General features: G+C 65.2%; 24 protein-coding genes. 12 read left to right on the forward strand and 12 right to left on the reverse strand.

The window, feature by feature from the left end; all coding sequences use genetic code 11:
* Positions 1-55 precede the first annotated feature (55 nt).
* Entirely contained in the window at positions 56-1,195 is a 1,140-nt protein-coding gene (locus tag V474_RS04505) for an NAD(P) transhydrogenase subunit alpha (RefSeq protein WP_059150293.1), read from the reverse strand.
* Positions 1,196-1,210: 15 nt separating this feature from the next.
* Positions 1,211-1,345: an aa3-type cytochrome c oxidase subunit IV gene (locus V474_RS24790; RefSeq protein ID WP_236710642.1), complete on the reverse strand. Its 135-nt coding sequence runs from the start codon at positions 1,343-1,345 to the stop codon at positions 1,211-1,213.
* 184 nt (positions 1,346-1,529) lie between these two features.
* Here V474_RS24790 and V474_RS04510 point away from each other — a divergent pair, with 184 nt between their 5' ends.
* On the forward strand, positions 1,530-2,954 hold the full coding sequence (locus V474_RS04510) for a sigma-54-dependent transcriptional regulator (RefSeq protein WP_059150294.1): 1,425 nt from the start codon (positions 1,530-1,532) through the stop codon (positions 2,952-2,954).
* A 55-nt stretch (positions 2,955-3,009) separates the two neighbouring features.
* On the opposite strand, the gene V474_RS04515 is transcribed toward V474_RS04510, so the two are convergent.
* From V474_RS04515 to V474_RS04525, 3 genes are all read right to left on the reverse strand, one after another.
* Positions 3,010-3,366, reverse strand: coding sequence for a hypothetical protein (locus V474_RS04515; RefSeq protein ID WP_059150295.1), 357 nt, complete (start codon positions 3,364-3,366; stop codon positions 3,010-3,012).
* A gap of 210 nt (positions 3,367-3,576) precedes the next feature.
* Entirely contained in the window at positions 3,577-4,689 is a 1,113-nt protein-coding gene (folP, locus tag V474_RS04520; protein WP_059150296.1) for a dihydropteroate synthase, read from the reverse strand.
* A 68-nt stretch (positions 4,690-4,757) separates the two neighbouring features.
* Positions 4,758-5,891, reverse strand: coding sequence for a site-specific DNA-methyltransferase (locus V474_RS04525; protein WP_059150297.1), 1,134 nt, complete (start codon positions 5,889-5,891; stop codon positions 4,758-4,760).
* Positions 5,892-6,242: 351 nt separating this feature from the next.
* Here V474_RS04525 and V474_RS26075 point away from each other — a divergent pair, with 351 nt between their 5' ends.
* Entirely contained in the window at positions 6,243-6,404 is a 162-nt protein-coding gene (locus V474_RS26075) for a hypothetical protein (RefSeq protein ID WP_169795004.1), read from the forward strand.
* A 3-nt stretch (positions 6,405-6,407) separates the two neighbouring features.
* Here V474_RS26075 and V474_RS04530 read toward each other — a convergent pair whose 3' ends face one another.
* Complete coding sequence (locus V474_RS04530; RefSeq protein ID WP_059150298.1) at positions 6,408-7,040, reverse strand: ribonuclease HII; 633 nt, start codon at positions 7,038-7,040, stop codon at positions 6,408-6,410.
* On the opposite strand from V474_RS04530, the gene V474_RS04535 reads away from it, so the two are divergent.
* The 7 genes from V474_RS04535 to V474_RS04565 all read left to right on the forward strand — a co-directional run bounded on the left by V474_RS04535 (position 7,039) and on the right by V474_RS04565 (position 12,486).
* Positions 7,039-8,214 carry a PQQ-dependent sugar dehydrogenase gene (locus tag V474_RS04535; protein WP_059150299.1) on the forward strand — a complete coding sequence of 392 codons (1,176 nt, stop codon included), beginning with the start codon at positions 7,039-7,041 and terminating at the stop codon, positions 8,212-8,214. The genes V474_RS04530 and V474_RS04535 overlap by 2 nt on opposite strands.
* 39 nt (positions 8,215-8,253) lie before the next feature.
* A complete protein-coding gene (locus V474_RS04540; protein WP_059150300.1) occupies positions 8,254-8,778 on the forward strand; it encodes a GNAT family N-acetyltransferase in 525 nt (174 codons plus the stop codon).
* 73 nt (positions 8,779-8,851) lie between these two features.
* Positions 8,852-9,400 (forward strand): DUF1285 domain-containing protein, encoded by a 549-nt coding sequence (locus tag V474_RS04545; RefSeq protein WP_059150301.1) that lies wholly within the window; start codon positions 8,852-8,854, stop codon positions 9,398-9,400.
* Positions 9,397-10,002 carry a CoA pyrophosphatase gene (locus tag V474_RS04550; RefSeq protein WP_059150302.1) on the forward strand — a complete coding sequence of 202 codons (606 nt, stop codon included), beginning with the start codon at positions 9,397-9,399 and terminating at the stop codon, positions 10,000-10,002. The genes V474_RS04545 and V474_RS04550 overlap by 4 nt, the downstream gene beginning before the upstream one ends.
* Complete coding sequence (locus V474_RS04555) at positions 9,995-11,167, forward strand: CCA tRNA nucleotidyltransferase (RefSeq protein WP_059150303.1); 1,173 nt, start codon at positions 9,995-9,997, stop codon at positions 11,165-11,167. The genes V474_RS04550 and V474_RS04555 overlap by 8 nt, the downstream gene beginning before the upstream one ends.
* Positions 11,164-11,796 (forward strand): retropepsin-like aspartic protease family protein, encoded by a 633-nt coding sequence (locus V474_RS04560; protein WP_059150304.1) that lies wholly within the window; start codon positions 11,164-11,166, stop codon positions 11,794-11,796. The genes V474_RS04555 and V474_RS04560 overlap by 4 nt, the downstream gene beginning before the upstream one ends.
* 42 nt (positions 11,797-11,838) lie before the next feature.
* Positions 11,839-12,486 carry a retropepsin-like aspartic protease family protein gene (locus tag V474_RS04565; RefSeq protein ID WP_059150305.1) on the forward strand — a complete coding sequence of 216 codons (648 nt, stop codon included), beginning with the start codon at positions 11,839-11,841 and terminating at the stop codon, positions 12,484-12,486.
* Positions 12,487-12,519: 33 nt separating this feature from the next.
* On the opposite strand, the gene parC is transcribed toward V474_RS04565, so the two are convergent.
* Positions 12,520-14,814, reverse strand: coding sequence for a DNA topoisomerase IV subunit A (parC, locus tag V474_RS04570; RefSeq protein WP_059150306.1), 2,295 nt, complete (start codon positions 14,812-14,814; stop codon positions 12,520-12,522).
* Between the two features lie 116 nt (positions 14,815-14,930).
* Between parC and V474_RS04575 the strand changes: the two genes are divergently transcribed.
* On the forward strand, positions 14,931-15,809 hold the full coding sequence (locus V474_RS04575; RefSeq protein ID WP_059150307.1) for a DUF4349 domain-containing protein: 879 nt from the start codon (positions 14,931-14,933) through the stop codon (positions 15,807-15,809).
* Positions 15,810-15,837: 28 nt separating this feature from the next.
* On the opposite strand, the gene V474_RS04580 is transcribed toward V474_RS04575, so the two are convergent.
* From V474_RS04580 to V474_RS04590, 3 genes are read right to left on the reverse strand one after another with little or no spacing between them, the layout of a single operon-like run.
* Positions 15,838-16,170, reverse strand: coding sequence for a 2Fe-2S iron-sulfur cluster-binding protein (locus tag V474_RS04580; protein WP_059150308.1), 333 nt, complete (start codon positions 16,168-16,170; stop codon positions 15,838-15,840).
* A 1-nt stretch (position 16,171) separates the two neighbouring features.
* On the reverse strand, positions 16,172-17,251 hold the full coding sequence (locus V474_RS04585; protein WP_059150309.1) for a cysteine desulfurase family protein: 1,080 nt from the start codon (positions 17,249-17,251) through the stop codon (positions 16,172-16,174).
* Positions 17,248-18,357, reverse strand: a complete 1,110-nt coding sequence (locus V474_RS04590) for a cysteine desulfurase family protein (RefSeq protein WP_059150310.1) — start codon at positions 18,355-18,357, stop codon at positions 17,248-17,250. Before V474_RS04590 ends, V474_RS04585 begins: the two co-directional genes overlap by 4 nt.
* A gap of 68 nt (positions 18,358-18,425) precedes the next feature.
* On the opposite strand from V474_RS04590, the gene V474_RS04595 reads away from it, so the two are divergent.
* Positions 18,426-19,082 (forward strand): alpha/beta hydrolase, encoded by a 657-nt coding sequence (locus V474_RS04595; RefSeq protein ID WP_043972847.1) that lies wholly within the window; start codon positions 18,426-18,428, stop codon positions 19,080-19,082.
* A 36-nt stretch (positions 19,083-19,118) separates the two neighbouring features.
* Here V474_RS04595 and V474_RS04600 read toward each other — a convergent pair whose 3' ends face one another.
* Positions 19,119-19,331: a hypothetical protein gene (locus V474_RS04600; RefSeq protein WP_059150311.1), complete on the reverse strand. Its 213-nt coding sequence runs from the start codon at positions 19,329-19,331 to the stop codon at positions 19,119-19,121.
* 90 nt (positions 19,332-19,421) lie between these two features.
* Between V474_RS04600 and V474_RS04605 the strand changes: the two genes are divergently transcribed.
* Positions 19,422-21,302 (forward strand): DUF885 domain-containing protein, encoded by a 1,881-nt coding sequence (locus tag V474_RS04605; protein WP_059150777.1) that lies wholly within the window; start codon positions 19,422-19,424, stop codon positions 21,300-21,302.
* A 51-nt stretch (positions 21,303-21,353) separates the two neighbouring features.
* On the opposite strand, the gene V474_RS04610 is transcribed toward V474_RS04605, so the two are convergent.
* Entirely contained in the window at positions 21,354-21,710 is a 357-nt protein-coding gene (locus tag V474_RS04610) for a hypothetical protein (protein ID WP_059150312.1), read from the reverse strand.
* Positions 21,711-21,785 lie beyond the last annotated feature (75 nt).

Raw genomic sequence — 21,785 nt, forward strand, 5'->3', positions numbered from 1 at the left:
CGCTTCGCGGCGGTCCCCCTCCCCCGGTGGGGGAGGATCGAAAAAGGGCCGTCTTTCAACCCAGCAATCTCGGATTGACTACTTGCCCACCTCTGGTCAGCCGCACTGCATCTCCGATTTCCTCATCCAGAACCGGACCGCCGTGCTCCTTGTCCCAGAAGGCCGACACGAAGTTGAACAGGTTGCGCGAATAGAGCGCCGAGGTATCCGCTGGAAGATGCGCCGGCGTGTTCGAGTACCCGATGATCTTCACACCGTGCCGCTCGACGACCTGATCCGCCACGCAGCCTTCGACATTACCGCCCTGCGGCGCTGCCAAATCAAAGATCACGCTGCCCGGCTTCATGGTCGCGATCTGCGCGTCGGTGACGAGGCGCGGGGCGGCACGGCCGGGGATAAGCGCGGTGGTGATGACGATGTCCTGCTTGGCGATATGGCTGGAGACCAGATCCGCCTGTGCGCGCTGGTATTCCTCACTCATTTCGGTGGCATAGCCGCCTGAACCTTCGCCTTCGATCCCCGCCACGTTCTCGACGAAGATCGGCTTGGCGCCCAGCGACTGGATCTGTTCCTTCGTCGCCGAACGCACGTCCGTGGCCGAGACCTGCGCGCCCAGACGCCGGGCGGTGGCGATGGCCTGAAGCCCCGCAACGCCCACACCCATGACGAAGCACTTGGCCGCGCTGACCGTACCCGCCGCCGTCATCATCATGGGAAAAGCACGGCCATAGGCGCTCGCAGCAGCGAGGACCGCCTTGTAGCCGGACAAGTTGGACTGGCTGGACAGCACGTCCATCGACTGCGCGCGGGTGATGCGCGGCATGAACTCCATCGCCAGCGCTTCCAGCCCGGCGGCGGCATAAGCGTCGATCCGCGCGCGCTGCGCGAACGGGTCGAGTATCCCGACGATCCACGCGCCGGGCTTTACGCCTGCAAGGAGAGCCGGCTCCGGCCCTTGCACCGCGAACACGATATCGGCGCCCGCCAGAACCACCTCCACCGGACCAACTTCGGCCCCGGCGGCGCGGTAGTCCTCGTCCGAAATGCTGGCGGCGATGCCGGCCCCGCTCTCCACCGCGACGACAGCGCCCAAAGCGGTCAGTTTCCTGACCGTCTCTGGGCTGGCCGAAACGCGAGTCTCTCCCGAAGCGCGCTCCTTGAGGACTGCGATCCGCTGCTCCCGCGGTGAAGGCAAGTCAGCGGCCCCGGATCAGGACGAAATAAGAGCGACGACGCCCGCCACAACCACGATGCAGAAAATCGTGCCCCAGGTCGCAGCCTTGATGAAGCCGTTATACGTTTCCGTGGCGGCCTTGATGTCGTTGCCCGAAGCCATGTAGTTCATCCCCTGTCCGTTTGACTTTGCTTGCCCCCGCTTTAGCCGCGCCAGGGCGCCTGCTCAAGCAAAGATGGCTAACCCTGCCTGAACGAACAGATCGGCTGGTCCCAGGCTCACCCTTAATCCGCTATTTACCGGTTTGCGCTAAGTCTGCTTGCTCAAACCGTGGAGGCGAAGCAAAGCAGCGACAATGGCGGAACTCGATCAACGCCTCCTCATGCTCATCGACGATGAACCGGCCCAGAGCCGGCTCATCTCCGCGCTGGCGTCGCGCGAAGGATGGCGCACACTCATCGTACGCGACGCCGAGACAGCGATCGCGACGCTGGGCACGCGCCAGGGCATGCAGCTTTCGGCGATCGTGCTGGACCAATGGGTGCCAGGCGACGACGCGTGTGCGCTCATCGCAGAGCTGAAATCCCGCCGTCCGGCCCTGCCGATCCTGATGCTGACCGCCAGCACCTCGCCGCTCCTGGCGGTCGAGGCGATGCGCGCGGGCGCCACCGATTATCTTGTGAAACCGGTCGCCCCGGACCGTCTGATGCACGCTCTGCGCGCCGCCACGACTCGCGAAGCGCCGCGCGACGAACTCGCGCCGCTGACCGAAAAGATGACCGCCAACCCCGATTTCGAATCGATGATCGGGGCCTCGCCGAATTTCCGCAAGGCGCTGGCCGTGGCCGCCAAGGCCGCGCGCGGGCATTCGCCGGTGCTGATCGAGGGCGAAAGCGGCTCGGGCAAGGAAATGCTGATCCGGGCAATGCACGCTGCGTCTCCGCGCACCCGCCTGCCGCTGCGTATCGTCAATGTCGGTGGGATGCCCGCCAATTCTATCGAGTCCACCCTGTTCGGCCACGAAAAAGGCGCCTTCCCGGGCGCTTTCGACCGTCAGATCGGGGCACTCCAGCACTGCGACGGCGCCACGCTCGCGCTCGACGAGATCGACAGCCTGCCGCTCTCGGTCCAGGAACGCCTGCTGGAAGCCGTGCGCAAGGGTGACTGCCGGCCGATCGGCGCGCGCCATTCGTTCCGCGTCGACGTGCGGATCATTGCCGCCAGCAACCTGCCCCTCGCCGATATGGTGAGCCAAGGGCACTTCATGCCGGAACTGCTGGAGGCGCTGTCGGCCACAAAGGTCCACCTGCCCGCCCTGCGTGAGCGGACCGGCGACCTTCCCGCCCTCACCCGCTATTTCCTGGCCCGCATCGGCGAGCAGCCGGGCCTGCGCGAACTGGGTGTGACCGACGGCGCGCTTGCGCTGCTGGCCGCCTACGACTGGCCGGGCAATGTCCGCCAGCTTCAGGCCGTGCTGTTCCGAGCAGCAGTGTTCTGCGATGGCGACGCTCTTACCGCAGAGGATTTTCCACAGCTTCTCAACATCATTGGCACAGGGGCATCCACAGTCGTGGGCAACCCTATGCAGGAGAGTTCCGGGGTCATGCTCTACACGCCCGACGGCCACCTGCGCCCACTGGAAGAAATCGAAGCGGACGTCATCCGCCTCGCCATCGGCCTTTACCGTGGCCGCATGACCGAAGTGGCGCGCCGTCTCGGAATCGGCCGCTCGACCCTCTATCGCAAGCTGAGCGAGCTGGGCATCGACAACGCCGCCTAATCCATAAAAAAGGGCCGGAAAAACCGGCCCTTTTCAATCAGTTCGCAACTAAACCTCACATGCCTTCGATGTAGACGCTCGGCACGCGGTAGCCCTTCTTCGCCATGGCCTTGACGTAAGTTCCACGTTCGTGACGCAGTTCCGAACCATATTCCTCCCAGGCGTCGCGCTGGTCCTCGATATCACTGGCGCCGCGAAGGTCGCTCGTCAGCTCCTTCTGAGTTTCGTTCACATTGGCGCGGTAGTTGAACCAGTACTTGGTCTGGATGCCGCCGATCGGCGAGTGGATAATCCGGTCCTCCTCGGCGCGGGCAACGCGTTCCTCATACATCGCCGGCACGACGGCGATGGCGACAGTGGGAACAGCGGTTGCGGCCAGAACGGCGGCGGCGATGATCTTGGTCTGCTTCACGGGTGATTCCCCTTTTCGCTTTCCAGTGCCAGGGCGGGATTGCCTTGGCGGTTCGATAGCAGAACGGGCAGCGGGACAATTGGTCCCAGCGCCGGGGACGAACCGGGCCTGAGACGGGACGTGGCGGTGTTATGCGCGCTGGGGCACACAACTGCGCCGTTGGCGTTCATCGAACGGAAAGCCAGGGTTCACCCGGCGTCCAGATTTGTATCAGTCGGGGATCTGGGAAAAGTCGGTCAGCGCCGCATCGCGCAGGCCCCGCCATACCCGAACGGCCTGAACCGTCTCGGGCACATCGTGAACACGCAGGATGTGCGCGCCTGCCTCCATCGCCTTGAGCGCCAGCGCCACGGAGCCGCCGAGCCGCTGGTGCGCGGGCGCCTCGTTCGACAGCGCACCGATCATGCGCTTGCGGCTGACACCGACCAGCAGCGGCTGACCCAGCGCGTGGAACAAAGGCAGCGCATTGAACAACGCCAGGTTCTGCGCCAGCGTCAGGCCAAAGCCGAAACCGGGGTCGAGGATGATCCGTTCGGCTGCGATACCTGCGGCGATGGCCGCATCGCGGCGGGCCTCCAGCCAGTCGAATATGCCAAGCACCACGTCGTCATAGGTTGCGGCCGAATGCAGGTCGTCAGCCTTGCCGGGCGCATGCATCAGCACCACCGGCGTCCCGCTGTCAGCGGCAAGGCCCAGGCTGCGCGGGTCGTAGCGCAGCGCCGAAACGTCGTTGATGATATGCGCGCCCGCCGCAAGGCCCGCTTCCATTACCGCGGGTCGCCGCGTGTCGAGGCTGATCGCGGCGCCCATGGCGGCGAGCTTTTCCACCATCGGCAGCACACGCTTGATCTCGTCCCCTTCCCACACCGCGCCGGCGCCGGGACGGGTGGATTCCCCGCCCACGTCGATGATCGCCGCCCCCGCCTCCAGCATGGCAGAGGCATGGGCGGAGGCTTCCCCGGCGTCGTCGAGGAACTGGCCGCCATCGGAAAAGCTGTCGGGCGTCATGTTGAGGATGCCCATGACCTGCGGCTGTTCGAGCCGGATCGTGCGGGCACCGCACTGGATCGCGGAGTGTACCTTGCGCAAGTTCGCCCACTGCGCTTCCGCCGCCGCCCCAAGGTCTGCCGGCAAGGCGCCCAGTGCGGCGGGCAGCTGCGACGCCGACACCCGTGTCCGCGACACCACGCGCCCGCCGTCGCGCACGATCAGCGCAAAGCGGCTGGCCCAGGCCATCGCCCCGCCCAGACGCACCGCGTCGCCCTCTTCGGTCTGCGGGCTATCGGCGAGGGCAATTGGGCGGATGTAGAGCTTGCGGGTCATGGCGCGGCCTTAGCGTCTCTCACACGCATGCTGAACTGGTTTTGAAAGCAAGGGCGCCCGGGCCGTTATCACGGCTCCGTGGCGAGGAGGTACAACTGGCGGATCGCATCGAGCGGCTTGACCACGCCGTCATGCTCCAGATGCCAGAAGGTCCAGCCATTGCACGAAGGCGCATCCTGCACCGCCGAGCCGACACCGTGGATCGAGCCGGTAAGGTCACCCGTCGCCAGCGAGCCATCGGCGCGCACAGTGGCAACGAAGCGGCGCTTCTTGTCCCAGACTTGCGTGCCTGGTTCGATCCAGCCGGTTTCCACCAGCGTGCCGAAGGCCACCTTGGGCGCGGAGCGCTTCGACTGCATGGTCTTGAGCGCGCTTTCGTCCAGCGGCAGCGCCATCTCGATACGTTCGATCGCGGCATCGCGGTAGTCGCTCTCGCGCTCGCAGCCGATCCATTCACGGCCCAGACGCTTGGCGACGGCGCCGGTGGTGCCGGTGCCAAAGAACGGGTCGAGCACGACGTCGCCCTTATTGGTCGTCGCCAGCATCACGCGGTAAAGCAGGGCCTCGGGCTTCTGCGTCGGGTGGACCTTGCGGCCGTCCTTCTTGAGACGTTCGGCGCCGTTGCAGATCGGCAGCACCCAGTCGGAGCGCATCTGCAACTCGTCGTTGAGAGTCTTCATCGCACGGTAGTTGAAGGTGTACTTCGACTTTTCACCCATGCTCGCCCAGATCAGCGTCTCGTGCGCGTTGGTGAAGCGGGTGCCCTTGAAGTTCGGCATCGGGTTGGCCTTGCGCCACACGATGTCGTTCAGGATCCAGAACCCCATGTCCTGCATGATCGCACCGAGGCGGAAAATGTTGTGGTACGACCCGATCACCCACAGCGAGCCTTCGGGTTTCAGCACGCGGCGCGCCTCGGTCAGCCATTCGCGGGTGAACTGGTCGTAAGTCGCGAAGCTGGCGAACTTGTCCCAGTCGTTGGTCACGGCATCGACGTGGCTACCGTCCGGGCGCGAAAGGTCGCCGCCCAGTTGCAGGTTGTACGGCGGATCGGCGAACACCATGTCGACGCTGGCGTCGGGAATGGTGCGCATCGCCTCGATGCAATCGCCGGGAATGATGTGGCCGAGCGGAAGCAGTTCCTTCGGGGTCGGCGCGGGTGCGCGCGCCCGAATCCGTTCCTTGACCAGTATCTGCCCCATGACCGCTCCGAATAAGAATAACTGTGGATAGGCCCCTAAAGTGAGTCATTCGGGACTCTGCGTCAACCCGCGACTCGTGGAGATTCCTTATGATTCAGGTGTTCAGCGCGCGGAACAAAAGGAATCCGACACAACATGTCGAGTCAGGGTGAATCATCCGGACTCAAGATGTGGTGGGTGTGGCCCTGACGACTCGTGGATAACTTTTTGTCGATTCGCCACGGCTGATGACACCACCAGTTGCGTTTTACGCAACTTCAATCGACTTGGTTGCATTTGCAGCAAGTGTCCTGACAATCCAGATAGAGCGCAATGCTGCGATGCAGCAATCCTCTCTTCTCAAGGTCTGCCATGTTTTCCCTGATCTCGCTCTACTTCTCCTATCGCCGCGAAACCGTTCTTGCAGAACGCTACATCGCCGGCCTTGCCGAAACCCCGGATGTCGCTGCCAAGCAGGTGGCGGCAGAGGCGCCTGAGCAGACCTCGGCAGAAAAGATCAGGCTCGCAGCCTGAGACCTAGACCAGCAGTTCCAACTGGGCGACCGGCGCGAAGCTGCGCCGATGATGCGGGGTCGCCCCGTGCAGCCGCAGCGCCGCCAGGTGCTGGGCCGTGCCGTAACCGGCATTGCGTTCCCAGCCATAGTGCGGATGCGCCAGCGCCAGATCGCGCATGATCCGGTCGCGGTGTTCCTTGGCGATGATCGAGGCGGCCGAAATACATGGCTCGATCGCATCGCCGCCGACGATCGGCCGCGCGTTCCAGCGCCATTCGGTGCGGCGTCCGAACGGCGTCATGTTGCCATCCACCAGTACTTCGCCCGGCTCCTCGCCAATGACCTCGCATAGCGCCTGAACCGCGCGGGTCATCGCCAGCATCGTTGCCCCGAAGATGTTGAGCCGGTCGATCTCCTCGACATCGACCACGCCCACCGCCCAGCGGCAACGCCGCTTGATCACGGTTTCCAGTTCGCCCCGGCGCTTGCCCGACAGCTTCTTGGAATCGTCCAGCCCAGACGGTCGCGGCTTGCACAGCACAACGGCCCCAGCCACTACCGGTCCTGCCAGCGGTCCACGGCCTGCCTCGTCGACACCTATGACAAGGCTGCCTTTCGGGGAACCCGATACTTCGCTGGGCATTGCAGTGGCCATGAACGCAAGAAATCTCCTCACCGCCCTATCGCCTCTCGCAGTGACCCTCGCAAGCTGCGGCAGCGCCGCGACCGGGGAAAATACCGGCGGCAAGCCCTTCGCGGCGGAAACCTTTGCCCAGTTCGACGAGCCCTGGGCCATGGCATTCGACGAAGGCACCGGCACTCTGTTCGTTACCGAGCGCAAGGGCGCCATCCGTTTCATGACGCCGGACCGCAAGATCGGCGAAGTCAGCGGCGTTCCCAAGGTCGACTACGGCGGCCAGGGCGGGCTGGGCGATATCCTGTTCGCCCCCGGTCAGAAGAGCGCCAAACTTGATCGGCGTACCGTATATATCAGTTGGGTCGAAGCGGGCAGCGGCGATACGCGCGGCGCGGTGGTCGGCAAGGCGGACCTCGTCTGCCCCGCCCCGCTGAAATGCCAGCTGGACGGTCTCAAGGTGATCTGGCGCCAGCAGCCCAAGGTTACCGGACGCGGTCACTTCTCGCACCGCCTCGCCTTCTCGCCCGATGGCAAATACCTGTTCGTCAGCTCGGGCGAACGGCAGAAGTTCACCCCTGCGCAGGACATCAAGGTAAATCTCGGCAAGATCGTGCGGCTGCTGCCAGACGGCACGCCTGCCCCCGGGAACCCCTTCGCCGACAAGCCTTCGCCCACGAACCAGATCTGGTCTTACGGCCACCGCAACGTCCTGGGCCTCGCCTTCGACGAACAGGGCCGGCTATGGGACCTCGAACACGGGCCCGCCGGCGGCGACGAACTCAACCTCGTCAAACCGGGCACCAACTACGGGTGGCCGCTGGTTTCGGACGGTGACCACTACGATGGTAAACCGATCCCCCGCAATTCCACCCGCCCCGACCTTGCAGCCCCCGCGATCAGCTGGAATCCAGTGATCGCGCCCGGTGATTTCATCTTCTACACCGGCGACAAGTTTCCTGCTTGGAAAGGTCAGGCCCTGATAACCGGCCTCGTCGCCACAGGCCTTGTCCGCGTGAGCATCAACGGCGAGAAGGCGACCGAAGAAGCGCGCTATCCCATGGACAACCGCATCCGCGACATCAGTCAGGGCCCGGACGGCACGATCTGGCTGATCGAGGACGGCGAAGGCAGTGACAGCGGCCACCTGCTGCACCTCACCCCTGCAGCGACTAACGCGAAATCGGCGAATTGAATCGACATTGGTGCGCTGCCAACCTATCGGGCGCGCGCCATGACCGCATCTGAAACAGCCACCGTCATCCCGCTCGACAACGTCGATCCGGCGCTCGTCGAAGCCTTGCTCGACAGCGCATTCGAGCCTGAGCGCCACAAGCGTACCGCCTACAAGGTTCGCGAAGGCACCGACTGGTTGCCGGGCCTCAGCTTCGCCGTGCTCGACGCGGACGAAATGCTGGTCGGTTCGATCCAGTGCTGGCCGGTCGCTCTGAACGATCCCGCGGGCCGCGCTCATCCGATGATAATGGTCGGCCCGGTCGCGGTCATGCCCGAACATCAGGGGTCGGGTTACGGCCAGGCGCTGGTTGCCGCCGTCATCGCCGGTATCGACGAACGCGCGCCGCTGCCGCAGGTCATGGTCGGCGATCCCGAGTATTACGGCCGCTTCTGGGGCTTCTCGAACGAGCGCACCGGCGGCTGGGATCTTCCCGGCCCCTTCGAAAAGCACCGCCTGCTGGTTCGCTGCGCCAACCCGGCCGTCCTGCCCGAAAGCGGCATGCTGGGACCGTGGTTGCGGTAAACCGAAGCGCCGCGCCGCCGCTCTGCACAATGTCGGGCTTGGCGCGGGAAGGCCGATCTGGCATCGCCGGACCATGCCCTATGAACCGCCTCCTGAACTCGCCGGCCTGTCGTTAGCCGAAGTCGCCGAACTGGTGGCAGCACGCAAGCTGCCCCCGGTGGACCAATGGTCGCCGCCCGAACAGGGCGATAGCGAAATGCGCATCGCCGCCGATGGCCGCTGGTTCCACCAGGGCGGCGAAATCCGCCGCCCCGCCATGGTTCGCGCCTTCGCCTCGCTCCTGCTGTGCGACGAGGCTGGTCAGCACTGGTTGGTCACCCCCACGCAGAAGCTGTCGATCGAAGTCGAGGACGCCGCCTTCATCGCCATCGACGTGAAGCGCGAAGGCGATAAACTGGCGTTCCGCCTAAACAGCGACGACCTTGTCATCGCCGGGCCGGAGCATCCGATAACTGCCGAGGGCGATCCCGATACGCCCGCGCTCTACCTTGCGATAAGGCACGGCGCCCGGGCCAGACTTAATCGCAGCACTTACGCGCAGCTCGTTGAAATCGCTGTAGAACAAAGCGACGAACTGACCGTGTCCAGCAACGGTGAACGCTTCCCGCTGATCCCGGCATGAGCGCTCTGTTCGACGACGTTTCGCGCCGGTTCGCGGCAGGCCATGCAACCGCCCCGCCCGACATGTGGACCGACCCGCGCATCCATGACATCGAGCGGTTCACCCCGGCAGCGGTCCTGATCGCCATCACCGACCGCGAGTGCCCTGGCATTCTTCTGCTGCACCGGCCCTCGACGATGCGCGCCCATCCCGGCCAGATCGCCTTTCCCGGCGGGCGCATCGATGCGGGCGAAAACCCTGTCCAGGCAGCCCTACGCGAGGCCAACGAGGAACTGGGTATCCGTAGCGAAGACGTGCGCGTGATCGGCTCCAGCGACCTTTACCGAACCGGCAGCGGCTACGAGATCACTCCGGTCGTCGCGGTTATCCGGGCCGACATCGACATCCATCCCAACCCGGCGGAAGTGGCGCAGTGGTTCGAGGTCCCGGTCGATTTCGTGCTGAACCCTGCCAACCACCGTACCCGCACTCTCGACTACGAAGACCGCAAAATCAGCTTCGTCGAGATCATCTGGAACGACACACGGCAGGATCACATCATTTGGGGCGTGACCGGCGCTATCCTGCACAATCTGGCGAACCGGCTGAACTGGCATGATTGATACCCTGGACGCCCCCTGGATGCACCGCGACGACATCGCCGCACTGGTCGCCGCGCTGGGCCATGACAATGTCCGCTACGTCGGCGGCGCCGTTCGCGACACCCTGCTCGGACTGCCGGTCAAAGACATAGACATGGCAACCGTCCTGCACCCGCAAGCGGTAATAGAACGGCTGACGGCGGCGGGCATCCGCGGTGTCCCCACCGGCATCGAGCACGGCACCGTCACGGCGGTGCTGCCCGGCGGTCCGGTCGAGATCACCACTTTGCGCCACGATGTGTCCACAGACGGCCGCCGCGCGACCGTCGCCTTTGCCCAGGACTGGCGCGAGGACGCCGCGCGGCGCGATTTCACGATAAACGCGCTTTACGCCGACCCGCTCACCGGCGAAATCTTCGACTGGTTTGGCGGACGCGAAGACCTCGAATCTCGCCGCGTCCGCTTCATCGGCGATGCCCGCCAGCGCATCCGCGAGGACCACTTGCGCATCCTGCGCTACTTTCGCTTTCAGGCCCGCTTCGGAGGCTCTGCCGCCGACGACGAGGCGGAAAGCGCCTGCGCCGAACTGGCCGCGACGCTCAAGGGCCTCTCCCGCGAGCGGGTCGGCATGGAGACGATGAACCTCCTTGGCCTCCCCGACCCGGCGCCTACCGTGCAACGCATGGCCGAGCTTGGCGTGCTGGCGGTAATCCTGCCCGAAGCCGATCCCGAAAGCCTGACCGCGCTGGTCGCCGCCGAAACCGCGCAGGGCCGCGCGCCCGACCCGATCCGCCGCCTCGCCGCCCTCCTCCCGGCGCAGCCCGCGCTGGCCGAGCAGGTCGCCGCCCGCTTCCGGCTTTCCACCGCGCAGAAGAAACGCCTGTCGCTGGCGGCGGCGCGTGAAGGCGCACCCGGCAATGCCCGCACTCTCGCCTACCGCCTCGGCCGGGAATCCGCGCTCGACCGGCTACTGATCGCAGGTGCGGACACGGCAACCCTGAATGGCTGGGACATCCCCCAACTGCCGCTCAAAGGCGGACAGATCGTGGCGCGAGGGACCGCTGCCGGTCCCGATGTCGCGCGCATCCTGCAAGAGGTCAAGGACGCCTGGATCGAAGAGGGCTTCCCCGATGAAGTTCGCGTCGAGGCGCTGCTGGATGCCATCCTGGCGGCGCGCCCGGCATGAACCTTGGCGAGCTGGGCGGCTTCCTGTTCGATCAGCCCCTGCTTACGCTGACGATCGCGGCGATCCTGCTGGCGGTGACGGCGGGCATGGTCTCCGCCGCGCGCCCGCGCGTGGGTCAAGTCATGCGCAATGCCGCCTACCTCGGCCTTGTCGCGGCGCTGCTGCTGACGGTGGCCCAGCTTGCCGGCCATAACGGCCGCTCGGAAGCCGCGCTCTGGCTAGACCGCACCCGCCCCGCCGAGATCGTCGGCAAGGAAACCGTGATCGCCATGCGCGCCGACGGTCATTTCTGGGTGGAAGCCCGGCTCAACGGCGAGCCGGTCGATTTCCTGATCGACACCGGCGCCACGTATACCGGCGTCTCGAACCGCGTTGCCAGGCGCGTCGGGCTTCGGCCCAATGAGAAGGACGAGGGCGTGCTGATGGATACCGCCAACGGCACCATAGTCGCGCAAATGGCATCGGCGAATTCGCTGCGCTTCGGCGGGATCGAGGCCAATACCCTGCCCGTCGCCATCGGCCCGGACGGTGAGGTCGACACCAACGTCATCGGCATGAACCTGCTCTCGCAGCTGGCCTCATGGCGCGTGGAAGGCAGCCGCCTGATCCTGGTGCCGAAGGGCCGCTGACAGTCAGCCTTGCGAAAGCTGCAATGTGCTAGGGACACACAAATGGACCTTTCGCACATTCTCGGCTTCCTGGCCGGACAGCCCCTGCTTGCACTCGCCTGCGTCGGCATTGTCGTAAGCCTGCTGGGCGGAGTTCTGCGCGGCCCGGCCCCGCTTCTGGGCGGTTTCGTGCGCGGAGTAGGCAATCTCGGCCTGCTGGCGGCCATGCTGCTGACGATCGCGCAGGTCACCCGCCTGACCACCGGCGCCGACTTTGCATTCCCGCAGTTGGGCCTGACCCGCCAGAGCGTGGAAGGCGGCGAAACGCGCGTGCCGATGAATTCCGATGGCCACTTCTGGATCAATGCGACGGTGAACGGAGTAAAACGCGACTTCCTCGTCGATACCGGCGCCACGCTCACCGCAATTTCGCCCGCCACCGCGCAGGCAGCGGACCTGAAAGCCAATCCGCTCAACCGCTCGGTGCTGATGCGCACCGCCAATGGGACCATTGAGGCAAAGCTGGCGACGATCGACGAACTGCGCATCGGAAACGTGGTTGCCCGCGAACTCGACGCGGTGGTCGCACCGGGCATGGGCGACACCAACGTCATCGGCATGAACGTGCTGTCGCGCCTCGCCAGTTGGCGGGTGGAGGGCAGGACGCTGATCCTGGTGCCCCATCACCCGCAGGCGGTAGAGGAGACCTGAGGGCGGCGGCCCCGGATCAGGTCCGCCGAGCCCTTACCCCTGAAACTTGTTGTCGCGCGGGAAGCCCACCGGCGGTAAACGCCCCGCCGCGCCGCGCGCGACCTTCCAGAGCGTCATGTCTTTCTCGGTCCGGGTACGGGCGCTCTCGCCGCCCATCGTCCAGGACAGCCCGTCTTCCAGCTTGAGCGTGATGACATCCGACATACCGCCATCGCGGTAACGCTGGAGGGTAACGCCCTGGCCCTTGGCCATGACCGGCAGTTCCTCGAGACTAAAGATCACCAGCTTGCGATTGTCACCCACAACGGCGACGTGGTCATGCTCGGCCGGAATCTCGCGGACGGTGACGAGCGTGACACCCGGCTTGGTCGACATGACCGCCCGGCCCTTGCGAGTTTCGGCCAGCAGTTCATCCGTCTCAGCTGCAAAGCCGCGACCGACGTTCGAGGCCAGCAGAAGCTGGGCCTTGGGCTTGTAGACCATGGCCGAGACGATATGCGCCTCGGTGTCGATATCGACCATCGTGCGGATCGGTTCACCAAAGCCCCGCGCGCCCGGCAGTTTGTCGGCGCCCAGCGTGTAAAACCGGCCATTGTCGAGCGCGATCAGCACCTTGTCGGTGGTCTGCGCGTGGAAGGCATAGCCGGGGCCGTCGCCTTCCTTGAACTTGAAATCGCCGTCCAGCGGCACGTGCCCGCGTGCGGCCTTGATCCAGCCCCTGGCCGAGAGGATCACCGTGACCGGCTCCTTCTCGATCATCGCGTCCATGCTGAATTCGACGGTTTTGGTCGCCTGCGCAATAGTGGTGCGGCGACGGCCGAGTTCGGTGTCCTCGGCATAGTCCTTGCGCAAGTTGGCAAGATCGCGCTTGATCCGGGTGCGCTGGCGAGCCGGACTTTCGAGCAGCTTGTTCAGCTCCTCCTGCTCTTTCAGCAGTTCGGCGTGCTCCTTGCGAAGCTCCATTTCCTCCAGCTTGCGCAGTGAGCGCAGGCGCATGTTGAGAATGGCTTCCGCCTGACGGTCGGTAAGCTCGAACTCCGCCATCATAACCGCTTTGGGCTCATCCTCCGTGCGGATGATCTCGATGATCCGGTCGAGGTTGAGATAAGCGATGATGTAGCCGGAAACCAGTTCCAGCCTGGCGGCGATCTTGTCGAGCCGATGGTTGGTCCGGCGCAGCAAAATGTCGATCTGGCAGAAAACCCACTCCTGAAGCAGAAGCTTCAACCCCATGACACCCGGAGTTCTGTGAGAATCCAGTACGTTGAGGTTGAGACTGAACCTGCTTTCGAGATCGGTAAGCCGGTAGAGGCTTTCCTTCAGCAGCTCGGGATCGACATTGCGGCTCTTGGGGACGAGCACGAGACGGATCTCCTCGTCACTCTCGTCGCGCACGTCTTCCAGAATCGGCAGCTTGCGGTCGCCGATCAGGGCCGCGATCTGTTCGATCAGCTTGCCCTTCTGGAGCATATACGGGATTTCGGTGACGACGAGCTGCCACTGGCCCGCGCCCAGTTTCTCTATGCCGCTTTCTTCCCACGAACCGTCTGCGTTACGCCCGGTGGAGAAACGCCCGCGTACGCGAAAACCACCCTTACCGGTCGCATAGGCGTGGCTGATCGCCTCAGGGCTGTCGACCACGAGGCCGCCGGTCGCGAAGTCCGGACCGTGGAACACTTCCATCAGCTGCGGATGCTCGACATGGGGATTGTCGATCAGCAGGAGCGTCGCGTCGATGATCTCGGCGACGTTGTGGCTGGGGATCGAGGTCGCCATGCCGACCGCAATGCCAACGGCGCCGTTGGCCAGCAGATTGGGGAACATGCCGGGGAAAATTTCCGGCTCGTTTTCCTCACCGTTGTAGGTGGGAATCAGGTCCACGGTGCCTTCGTCCAGCCCGGACATGAGCTGGATAGCAGTCTTGGTCAGGCGCGCTTCGGTATATCGATAGGCGGCCGCGTTATCGCCGTCGATATTGCCGAAGTTGCCCTGCCCCTGCACCAGCGGATAGCGCAGCGAGAAATCCTGCGCGAGGCGGACCATCGCGTCGTAGACCGAGGCATCGCCATGCGGGTGATATTTACCGATCACGTCGCCGACGACGCGCGCCGATTTCTTATAGGCATTGCCCGGGTCCAGCTTGAGCTGGCGCATCGCCCAGAGCAGGCGGCGGTGGACCGGCTTCAGCCCATCGCGAAGATCGGGCAGCGAGCGCGCCGTGATCGTCGACAGCGCGTAGACGAGATAACGCTCCGACAGCGCCGCATCGAAGGGCGCGTCGACGATGGCGTCGAACGGATCGGAGTCGTCGTCAGTCTTGGTCACCATGGTGGGCGGACCCTAGCAGGGCGCCCGGCCATGCCAAGCCGCGTTAGGCCGTTTTCCAGAGGTTCAAGCTGGGATAGCGTCGCTGACGAATCACACCGCATGCCAGGGAGACGACAATGCACCGCTCAAAGATTTCCGCGGGATTGCTGGCGCTTGCTCTTGCCGGATGCGGAAGCGCGCCTGCACCCGATGCCGCGGGGCCGGAAACCGTCGACATCCGCGAGGAAGCCCCTGCCTCCGTAAAGGCGCAAGGCGGCGGGGATGCCAAGCCGGGCGAGGCCATTGCGGTCAGCGCGGCCAATGGCCCACGCATCGCCTACGTCTATGAATACGGCTATCGACTGGCTGCCGAGCGTATTGCCGAGGTGCAGCGCAGTCAGGCGGACCTTTGTGAAAAACAAGGCCCGCAGGTGTGCCGCATCCTGGATATGAAGCAGAACGGATCGGAAGGGCGTTATGCCGCTGGATCGCTGGCGCTTGCAGTTGCAGCGCCGCGCGCCCGCGCTTTCGGCGCCGAACTGGGCAAGCTGGCTGGAAACGCCGGAGGCACGCAAGTTTCCAGCGCGATCTCGGGTGAGGACCTGTCAAAGCAGATCGTCGATACCGAAGCACGCCTGCGAGCCCGCACGGTGCTGCGCGACCGGCTGATGGAAGTGCTCGCCACCCGCAAGGGCACCGTGGCCGAACTGGTCGAGGCCGAACGCGGGGTCGCGCAGGTGAACGAGGAAATCGACGAGGCGCGCAGTTGGCTGACGGAGATGCAGGGCCGCGTGAATTTCAGCCGGGTAAACCTGAGCTATGAAGCAGGATCGCCCAGTGACGGCGGCTTCCTGTCGCCGATACGCAGCGCTTTGGGGAACGTGAGCACGGTGCTTGGCACGATCTTCGCGGTCGTCATCATGCTCACGGCCATCGCGGTTCCGCTCGGACTGATCGGCTTGGCGATCCGCTGGGCAATCCTGAACTGGAGGAAGCGCTTCGGCGCGAAGGACTGAGCGACCCGGCGGGTTCGCCCGCCGGTTCTCAGCCGATCTGCATGTCCCGCACCACGCCGGGGATGCGTACCGCGAGCCCGTCCAACGCCTCAGTCACTTCGATCTGACAGGAAAGGCGACTGGTGCGGCCCACTCCGGCGGCCAGGTCGAGCATGTCCTCCTCCTCGGTCGAGGCGGGGGGCAACTTGTCGAACCAGTCGGGCGAGACGATGACGTGGCAGGTTGAGCAGGCCATCTGCCCCTCGCACGTCCCTTCAAGCGGCATACCCGCGTTCTGACCCACTTCAAGCAGCCGGGACCCCGGCTCGGCCTGCGCCGAAACCCTGGATCCGTCGACGGTAACGAACGTCACGTTAACCAAATCATACTCCCTGCACCGCTGCGGCGGCTTCGATTTTGGCGCAGGCATCCTCAAGTTCCCGGATCGGAGTATATCTCCCAAATCCCAGACGGATAGAGGCTTTGGCCTCTCTGTCCGAAAGGCCCAAAGCCCGCAGGACGTGGCTCGGCCTGCCGGAACCGCTTGCACAGGCCGATCCTGCGGAAAAAGCCAGGTCTCGCAACTCTGACATTAACCGGGCCACGTCGAGGCCATCGAGGCGCAAGTTGAGGTTGCCCTGCCAGCGCCGCGCCGCTGAACCGTTCAGTTCCCAGCGGGAAAGGATGGTGCGCGCGCGCTGCCAGAGACGGGCAACATGGGCGGCGTCCTCATCCATCCGGGCCAGGGCAAGTGCCGCCGCGGCGCCGAACCCGGCGCATAGCATCGGGCTGAGCGTGCCGGAGCGCAGCCCCTGCTCCTGCCCGCCGCCCCGGATCAACGGCGCAAGCTCAAGCCCGTCCCGCAGCCACAGGGCGCCGATACCTTTGGGGCCGTAGAGCTTGTGGGCGCTCACCGCGATGAGGTCGGCATTGGCGGGCGGAGCGAGCTTGCCCGCGCCCTGGACTGCGTCGCACAGAAACAGCGCCCCGGCGGCGTGAGCGCGCTCGGCCAGATGCTCCACCGGCTGAACCGTGCCGATTTCGTTGTTGACCTGCATGACGGCGACGAGGCCAGTACCGGCGGCAATCGGCGCTTCGGCATCGACCAATCCCTCGGCATCGACTGGCAGGACCGCATGAGTGGGATCGACCACGCGCGCGGTATCGAGCACGGCGGCATGCTCAATTGCGGAAACCGCGAGCTTACGCGCGCCGCTGCCCAGGATGCCGAGATTGATCGCCTCCGTTGCGCCGGACGTGAAGATCACCCGCCCTCCCGGCGGCATGAGTCTGGCGACCTGCGCGCGTGCTACTTCCACCGCTGCCGCAGCCGCGCGACCGGGGCGATGCGGGCTATGGGGATTTGCGAAGCCGCTGGTTTCAGGTCCGCCGAGCCAGGGCATCATGGCCTCGCGCGCCTCGGGTGCCAGCGGCGTGGTTGCCTGATAGTCGAGATAGATCATGCGGTTACCTTGGCCCATGCATCGGCGAAGGCGTCAAGATCCTGCGGCGTCGTGCTCCAGCCCATGGAGACGCGTACGGTTCGCTTCGCCAGATCCGCGTCGATGCCGAAGCCCTGCAACACACGGCTCTGCTTGAGCGTGCCGGAAGAACAGGCGCTGCCCGCCGAGATCGCGAAGCCCAACGCGTCCATGCGGATCAGCATCGCAGTTGCGGACGTTTTTGGCGCCGCGACAGCAAAGATGTGAGAGCATTGCGCCCCCGGTTGCAGCACCTCCCCATGCGCCTGCAGCCTGTTCCTGAAGTCGAAGCGCTGCTCGGCGGTGGTTGCCCAGCTTTCGATCCCGCCCGCCTCAAGCCCAGCAGCGAAAGCCAGGACGGCGGGCAGGTTCTCGGTCCCCGCACGGTAGCCGCGCTCCTGCCCCCCGCTGGGCTCCAGCATGGCGAAATCGCGCACCAGCAGCGCGCCGATGCCGACCGGGCCGCCCAATTTGTGGCCAGAGACGACCACCATGTCAGCATCAGGCAAAGGCGCCTTTCCGGCCGACTGCGAACAGTCGGCAAGCAGCAGCCCGCCGGCCTCGCTAATCTGCGCGGCCACGGGATTTGTCCCGCAAGGAAGCAGGACGGTGCCGGTCTCGGAATTGATCGACTGTAGCGCGACCACCGCCCTGCCCCCGCCGGACAGCGCATCGGCAAGCACTTGCGGATCAACCTCGCCGCCGACTACCGGCAGGACCGCCGCATCGGGCGCGGCGCGGAACACCGCATCGTGCTCCACTGCAGAGACCAGTCGCCGCTGCACCTTTGCCCGCCCCAGCCCAATCGCCAGCGCCTCGCTCGCCCCGGACGTGAAGAGCACTTCGCCATCCCAGTCCAGCGCCGTCTTCACCCGTGCCCGCGCATCTTCCAGTGCGGCGCGGGCAGCGCGTCCCGGCGCATGGGGGCTTGAGGGATTGGCCCAGATCGCCGCGCCTTCCAGCCAGGCCTCACGCGCAGGAGCAAGCATCGGTGTAGTCGCGGCATGATCTAGATAAATGATAGGAACTGCCCTTGCTTGCGAAGTTGTTTTCGGACGCAATGTTTCTATATAGCGAACCTTTCCCATTTCCACTCCCGCGATGCTCGGCGCTGCCTTGCGCGCGGGAGGTTCAACAAGTCAGGCCGCAAACAGACATGCCCGCAGTCATCTTTCCCGGTCCCGAAGGTCGTCTCGAAGGTCGTTTCCAGCCCGCTCCGCGTCCACGCGCGCCGGTGGCGATGATCCTCCATCCGCACCCGCAGGCGGGCGGCACGATGAACGACCGCATCACCCAGCACCTTTACAAGACCTTCGTCGCGCGCGGTTTCGCGGTACTGCGCTTCAACTTTCGCGGTGTTGGCCGCAGCCAGGGCAGCTTCGACAACGGCATCGGCGAACTGTCAGACGCAGCGGCCGCGCTTGACTGGGTACAGTCGATCCATCCCGAGGCTTCGACCACCTGGATCGCCGGCGTCTCTTTCGGCGCGCTGATCGGCATGCAATTGCTGATGCGCCGCCCCGAAATTCGCGGCTTCATCTCGGTCGCCCCGCCGGCCAACATGTACGACTTCAGCTTTTTGGCACCCTGCCCCGCCTCGGGCATCATCATCCAGGGCACAGGCGATACGGTGGTCACGCCCAACGCCGTGCAGAAGCTGGTCGACAAGCTGCGCACGCAAAAGCACATCACCATCCACCATGATGAAATCCCCCGCGCCAACCACTTCTTCGAAAACGAGGTGCCGGACCTGATGAAGTCGGTCGACAACTACCTGGACATGCGCCTCGCGCCGGATTGCCCGATCAAGTAATCCGCCGGTCGATGGATCATAGCAGGCGTCGGAGCATCACTCCGGCGCCTGTTCCTTTTCAGCCTCGCGCGACAGGGAGCGGCCTTCGGGTGTGGGCAGGGTCCAGATGGCGATGTTCATGATCATCACCCCTGCCAGAACCAGCATCAGTACCGCCTGCTTGCGGTGCCCCCCGCGCCGAAGCAGGACAAGCGCGCCCAGCACGAGCGCGATGACGGTGAGCACGAGAAGCGAAAGCGCGATGTTCATGGCGCCTTCCTAGCGCAGCCTGCGCCGAGGCCCAAGATGGTTTGCCAGGCCGGTTTGACAGCATCGGCAGGCGCGGCCATCGTTCCGGTCATGCACGATACTTTCCTTCCCGAACTCGGCCCGCGCGCGCCCCTCTCGCGGCGCAGCGCCCTCCATCTGCTGGCAGCCGGAACCGCCGCCGTCGCCCTTCCCGGCTGCGCTCAGGCCCGCGGCCCCGCTCCGATGCCTGCCGCCCCGGCCACACCGCCAAACGCCGCCGCTCTGCTTGACAGCATCGCCTGGAACCTCCTGGAACACGTCCCCGAAGGCGCAACCGGCCTTGGTGTGGACATCGGCGAACATGCGGCGCTGCGCTCACGGCTGGAGGATCGCTCGCAAGGCGGGCGCGATGCCTATGCCGCAAGCCTGAGGCAGGGCCTCGCCTCGGTCGAAGCCTTCGATGCGAGCGGGCTGGACCATTCCACCCGCACCAGTCTCGCCGTGGTCAAAAGCGCTTTCTCCACCGCGCTCGACGGTTTTGCGCTGCCTTATGGCGATGTCGCCGTGGGCGGGTGGCGCAACACGCCTTACGTCGTCATCCAGAACGTGGGCGCCTATCTGGACTTGCCGCGCTTCCTCGATGCCGACCATCCGGTGAAGACGCGTGAGGACGCCGACGCCTATGTCGCCCGCCTCGGCCAGTTCGACGCGCAGCTGGACGGGGAACTCGGCCGGATCAAGGCCGCCACCGCGATCGGCCTCGTGCCGCCTGACTTCCTGCTCGACCGGGCCATCGCGCAGATGACCAGCACCATAACTGACGCACGCGCGGACGGCGGCGGCCTCGTCACCTCGATCGCCGGACGCACGAAAGACATGAGCGGCACCTGGACCGCCGATGCGAAGCGGATCGTCGCCGGGGAAGTGGTGCCCGCGCTGGAACGGCAACTGGCCGAACTCAAGCACCAGCGCGCCCTCGCCAAGAGCGATCCCGGCATGCGCGAACGCCCGCGAGGCGCCGAGTATTACGCCTGGGCCCTGCGCGCCAGCACGACCACGCCGCTCGCGCCGGAGGAAATCCACCAGCGCGGTTTGCAGGAACTGGCCGCGCTTCACGCCCGCATGGACCCGATCCTGAAGTCGCTGGGCTATACCACCGGCACCGTTGGCGCGCGCATGGCGGCGCTGGGCGAGGACAAGCGCTTCATGTTCCCCGCAGGCGACCCCGGCCGAGCCGAAATCCTCGCCTTCATCCGCACCCGTGTCGACTGGATACGCGGGCAGATGCCGCGCGCTTTCCGCCAGCTGGTTCCCGGCAATGTCGAAGTGCGCCGCCTGCCGCTGTCCGAGGAACCGGGCGCCCCGACCGCCTATGGCGGGGCCGGCTCCAAGGACGGCAGTGTCCCCGGCAAGATGTGGATCAACCTGCGCACCACCGACCTGCACCGCAAGTACGACCTGCCCACGCTGGTGCATCACGAGGCGATCCCCGGCCACGTCTGGCAGGGCGAATATGCCAATCGCCTGCCGTTGATCCGCTCGATCCTGGCGTTCAACGCCTATTCCGAAGGCTGGGCGCTCTACGGCGAGCAACTGGCGGACGAACTGGGCGCCTACGACGACGATGCGGTGGGCCGGCTCGGCTACCTGCAGTCCCTTGCGTTTCGCGCCTGCCGCATGGTGGTGGACACCGGCCTCCATTCGAAGGGCTGGAGCCGCGATGCGGCCGTGCGTTTCTTCATGGAGCAGAACGGCAACAAGCGCGAAGAAGTGGTCAACGAGGTGGACCGCTACTGCTCATGGCCCGGACAGGCCTGCGGCTACAAGATGGGTCACTCGCAGATCGTCAGCCAGCGCACGCGGGCGCAGCAGGCCCTGGGCTCAGCCTATGACTTGCGCGATTTCGACCAGGCAGTGGTCGATGGCGGCAATGTGCCGCTGGACGTGCTGGCGCTCAACGTAGAGGCGTATATCGCCGGCAAAAAAGCCTGAGGTGCCGTGTCATCCCGGGCCTTGCTGGCCCAGGATGACACGCGCTCAATTTCAGCTCTTACCGCCGAAAAAGCCCTTGGCCATGCCGGTCAGGTCGTCGATGACGCTGCCGTCACCATCCTTGTCGAAGAAGCTGGCGATCTTGCTGGGATCGGATGCGATGGCGCTGGCGAACTGGGTGAGAGAACCCTCGCCGCCGATCTGCTCGATGAGCTGCTGCATGACCCCGACGTCAAGCCCGGTGCGCTCCGATGCAAGCTGCGCGGTATCGCCTTCCTGCTGATGCGCGATGCCAAGAGCGGCGATGGCTTTTTCGGCAACCGCAGGGGAGATCCCGAGCTTGCCCGCGAGGTTGGCCACGTCAGCGTGCTCGCTCACTTGTCCGAGTATACCGTCGAAAAATCCCATTGCCGTTCTCCTTTGGCGTAGTCGTGTACATTGCACCCAAACCATGACGAACGGAAGGCTTGGAAAAGACCAACA

The sequence above is a fragment of the Novosphingobium barchaimii LL02 genome, from assembly GCF_001046635.1.
Classification (GTDB): Bacteria; Pseudomonadota; Alphaproteobacteria; order Sphingomonadales; family Sphingomonadaceae; genus Novosphingobium; species Novosphingobium barchaimii.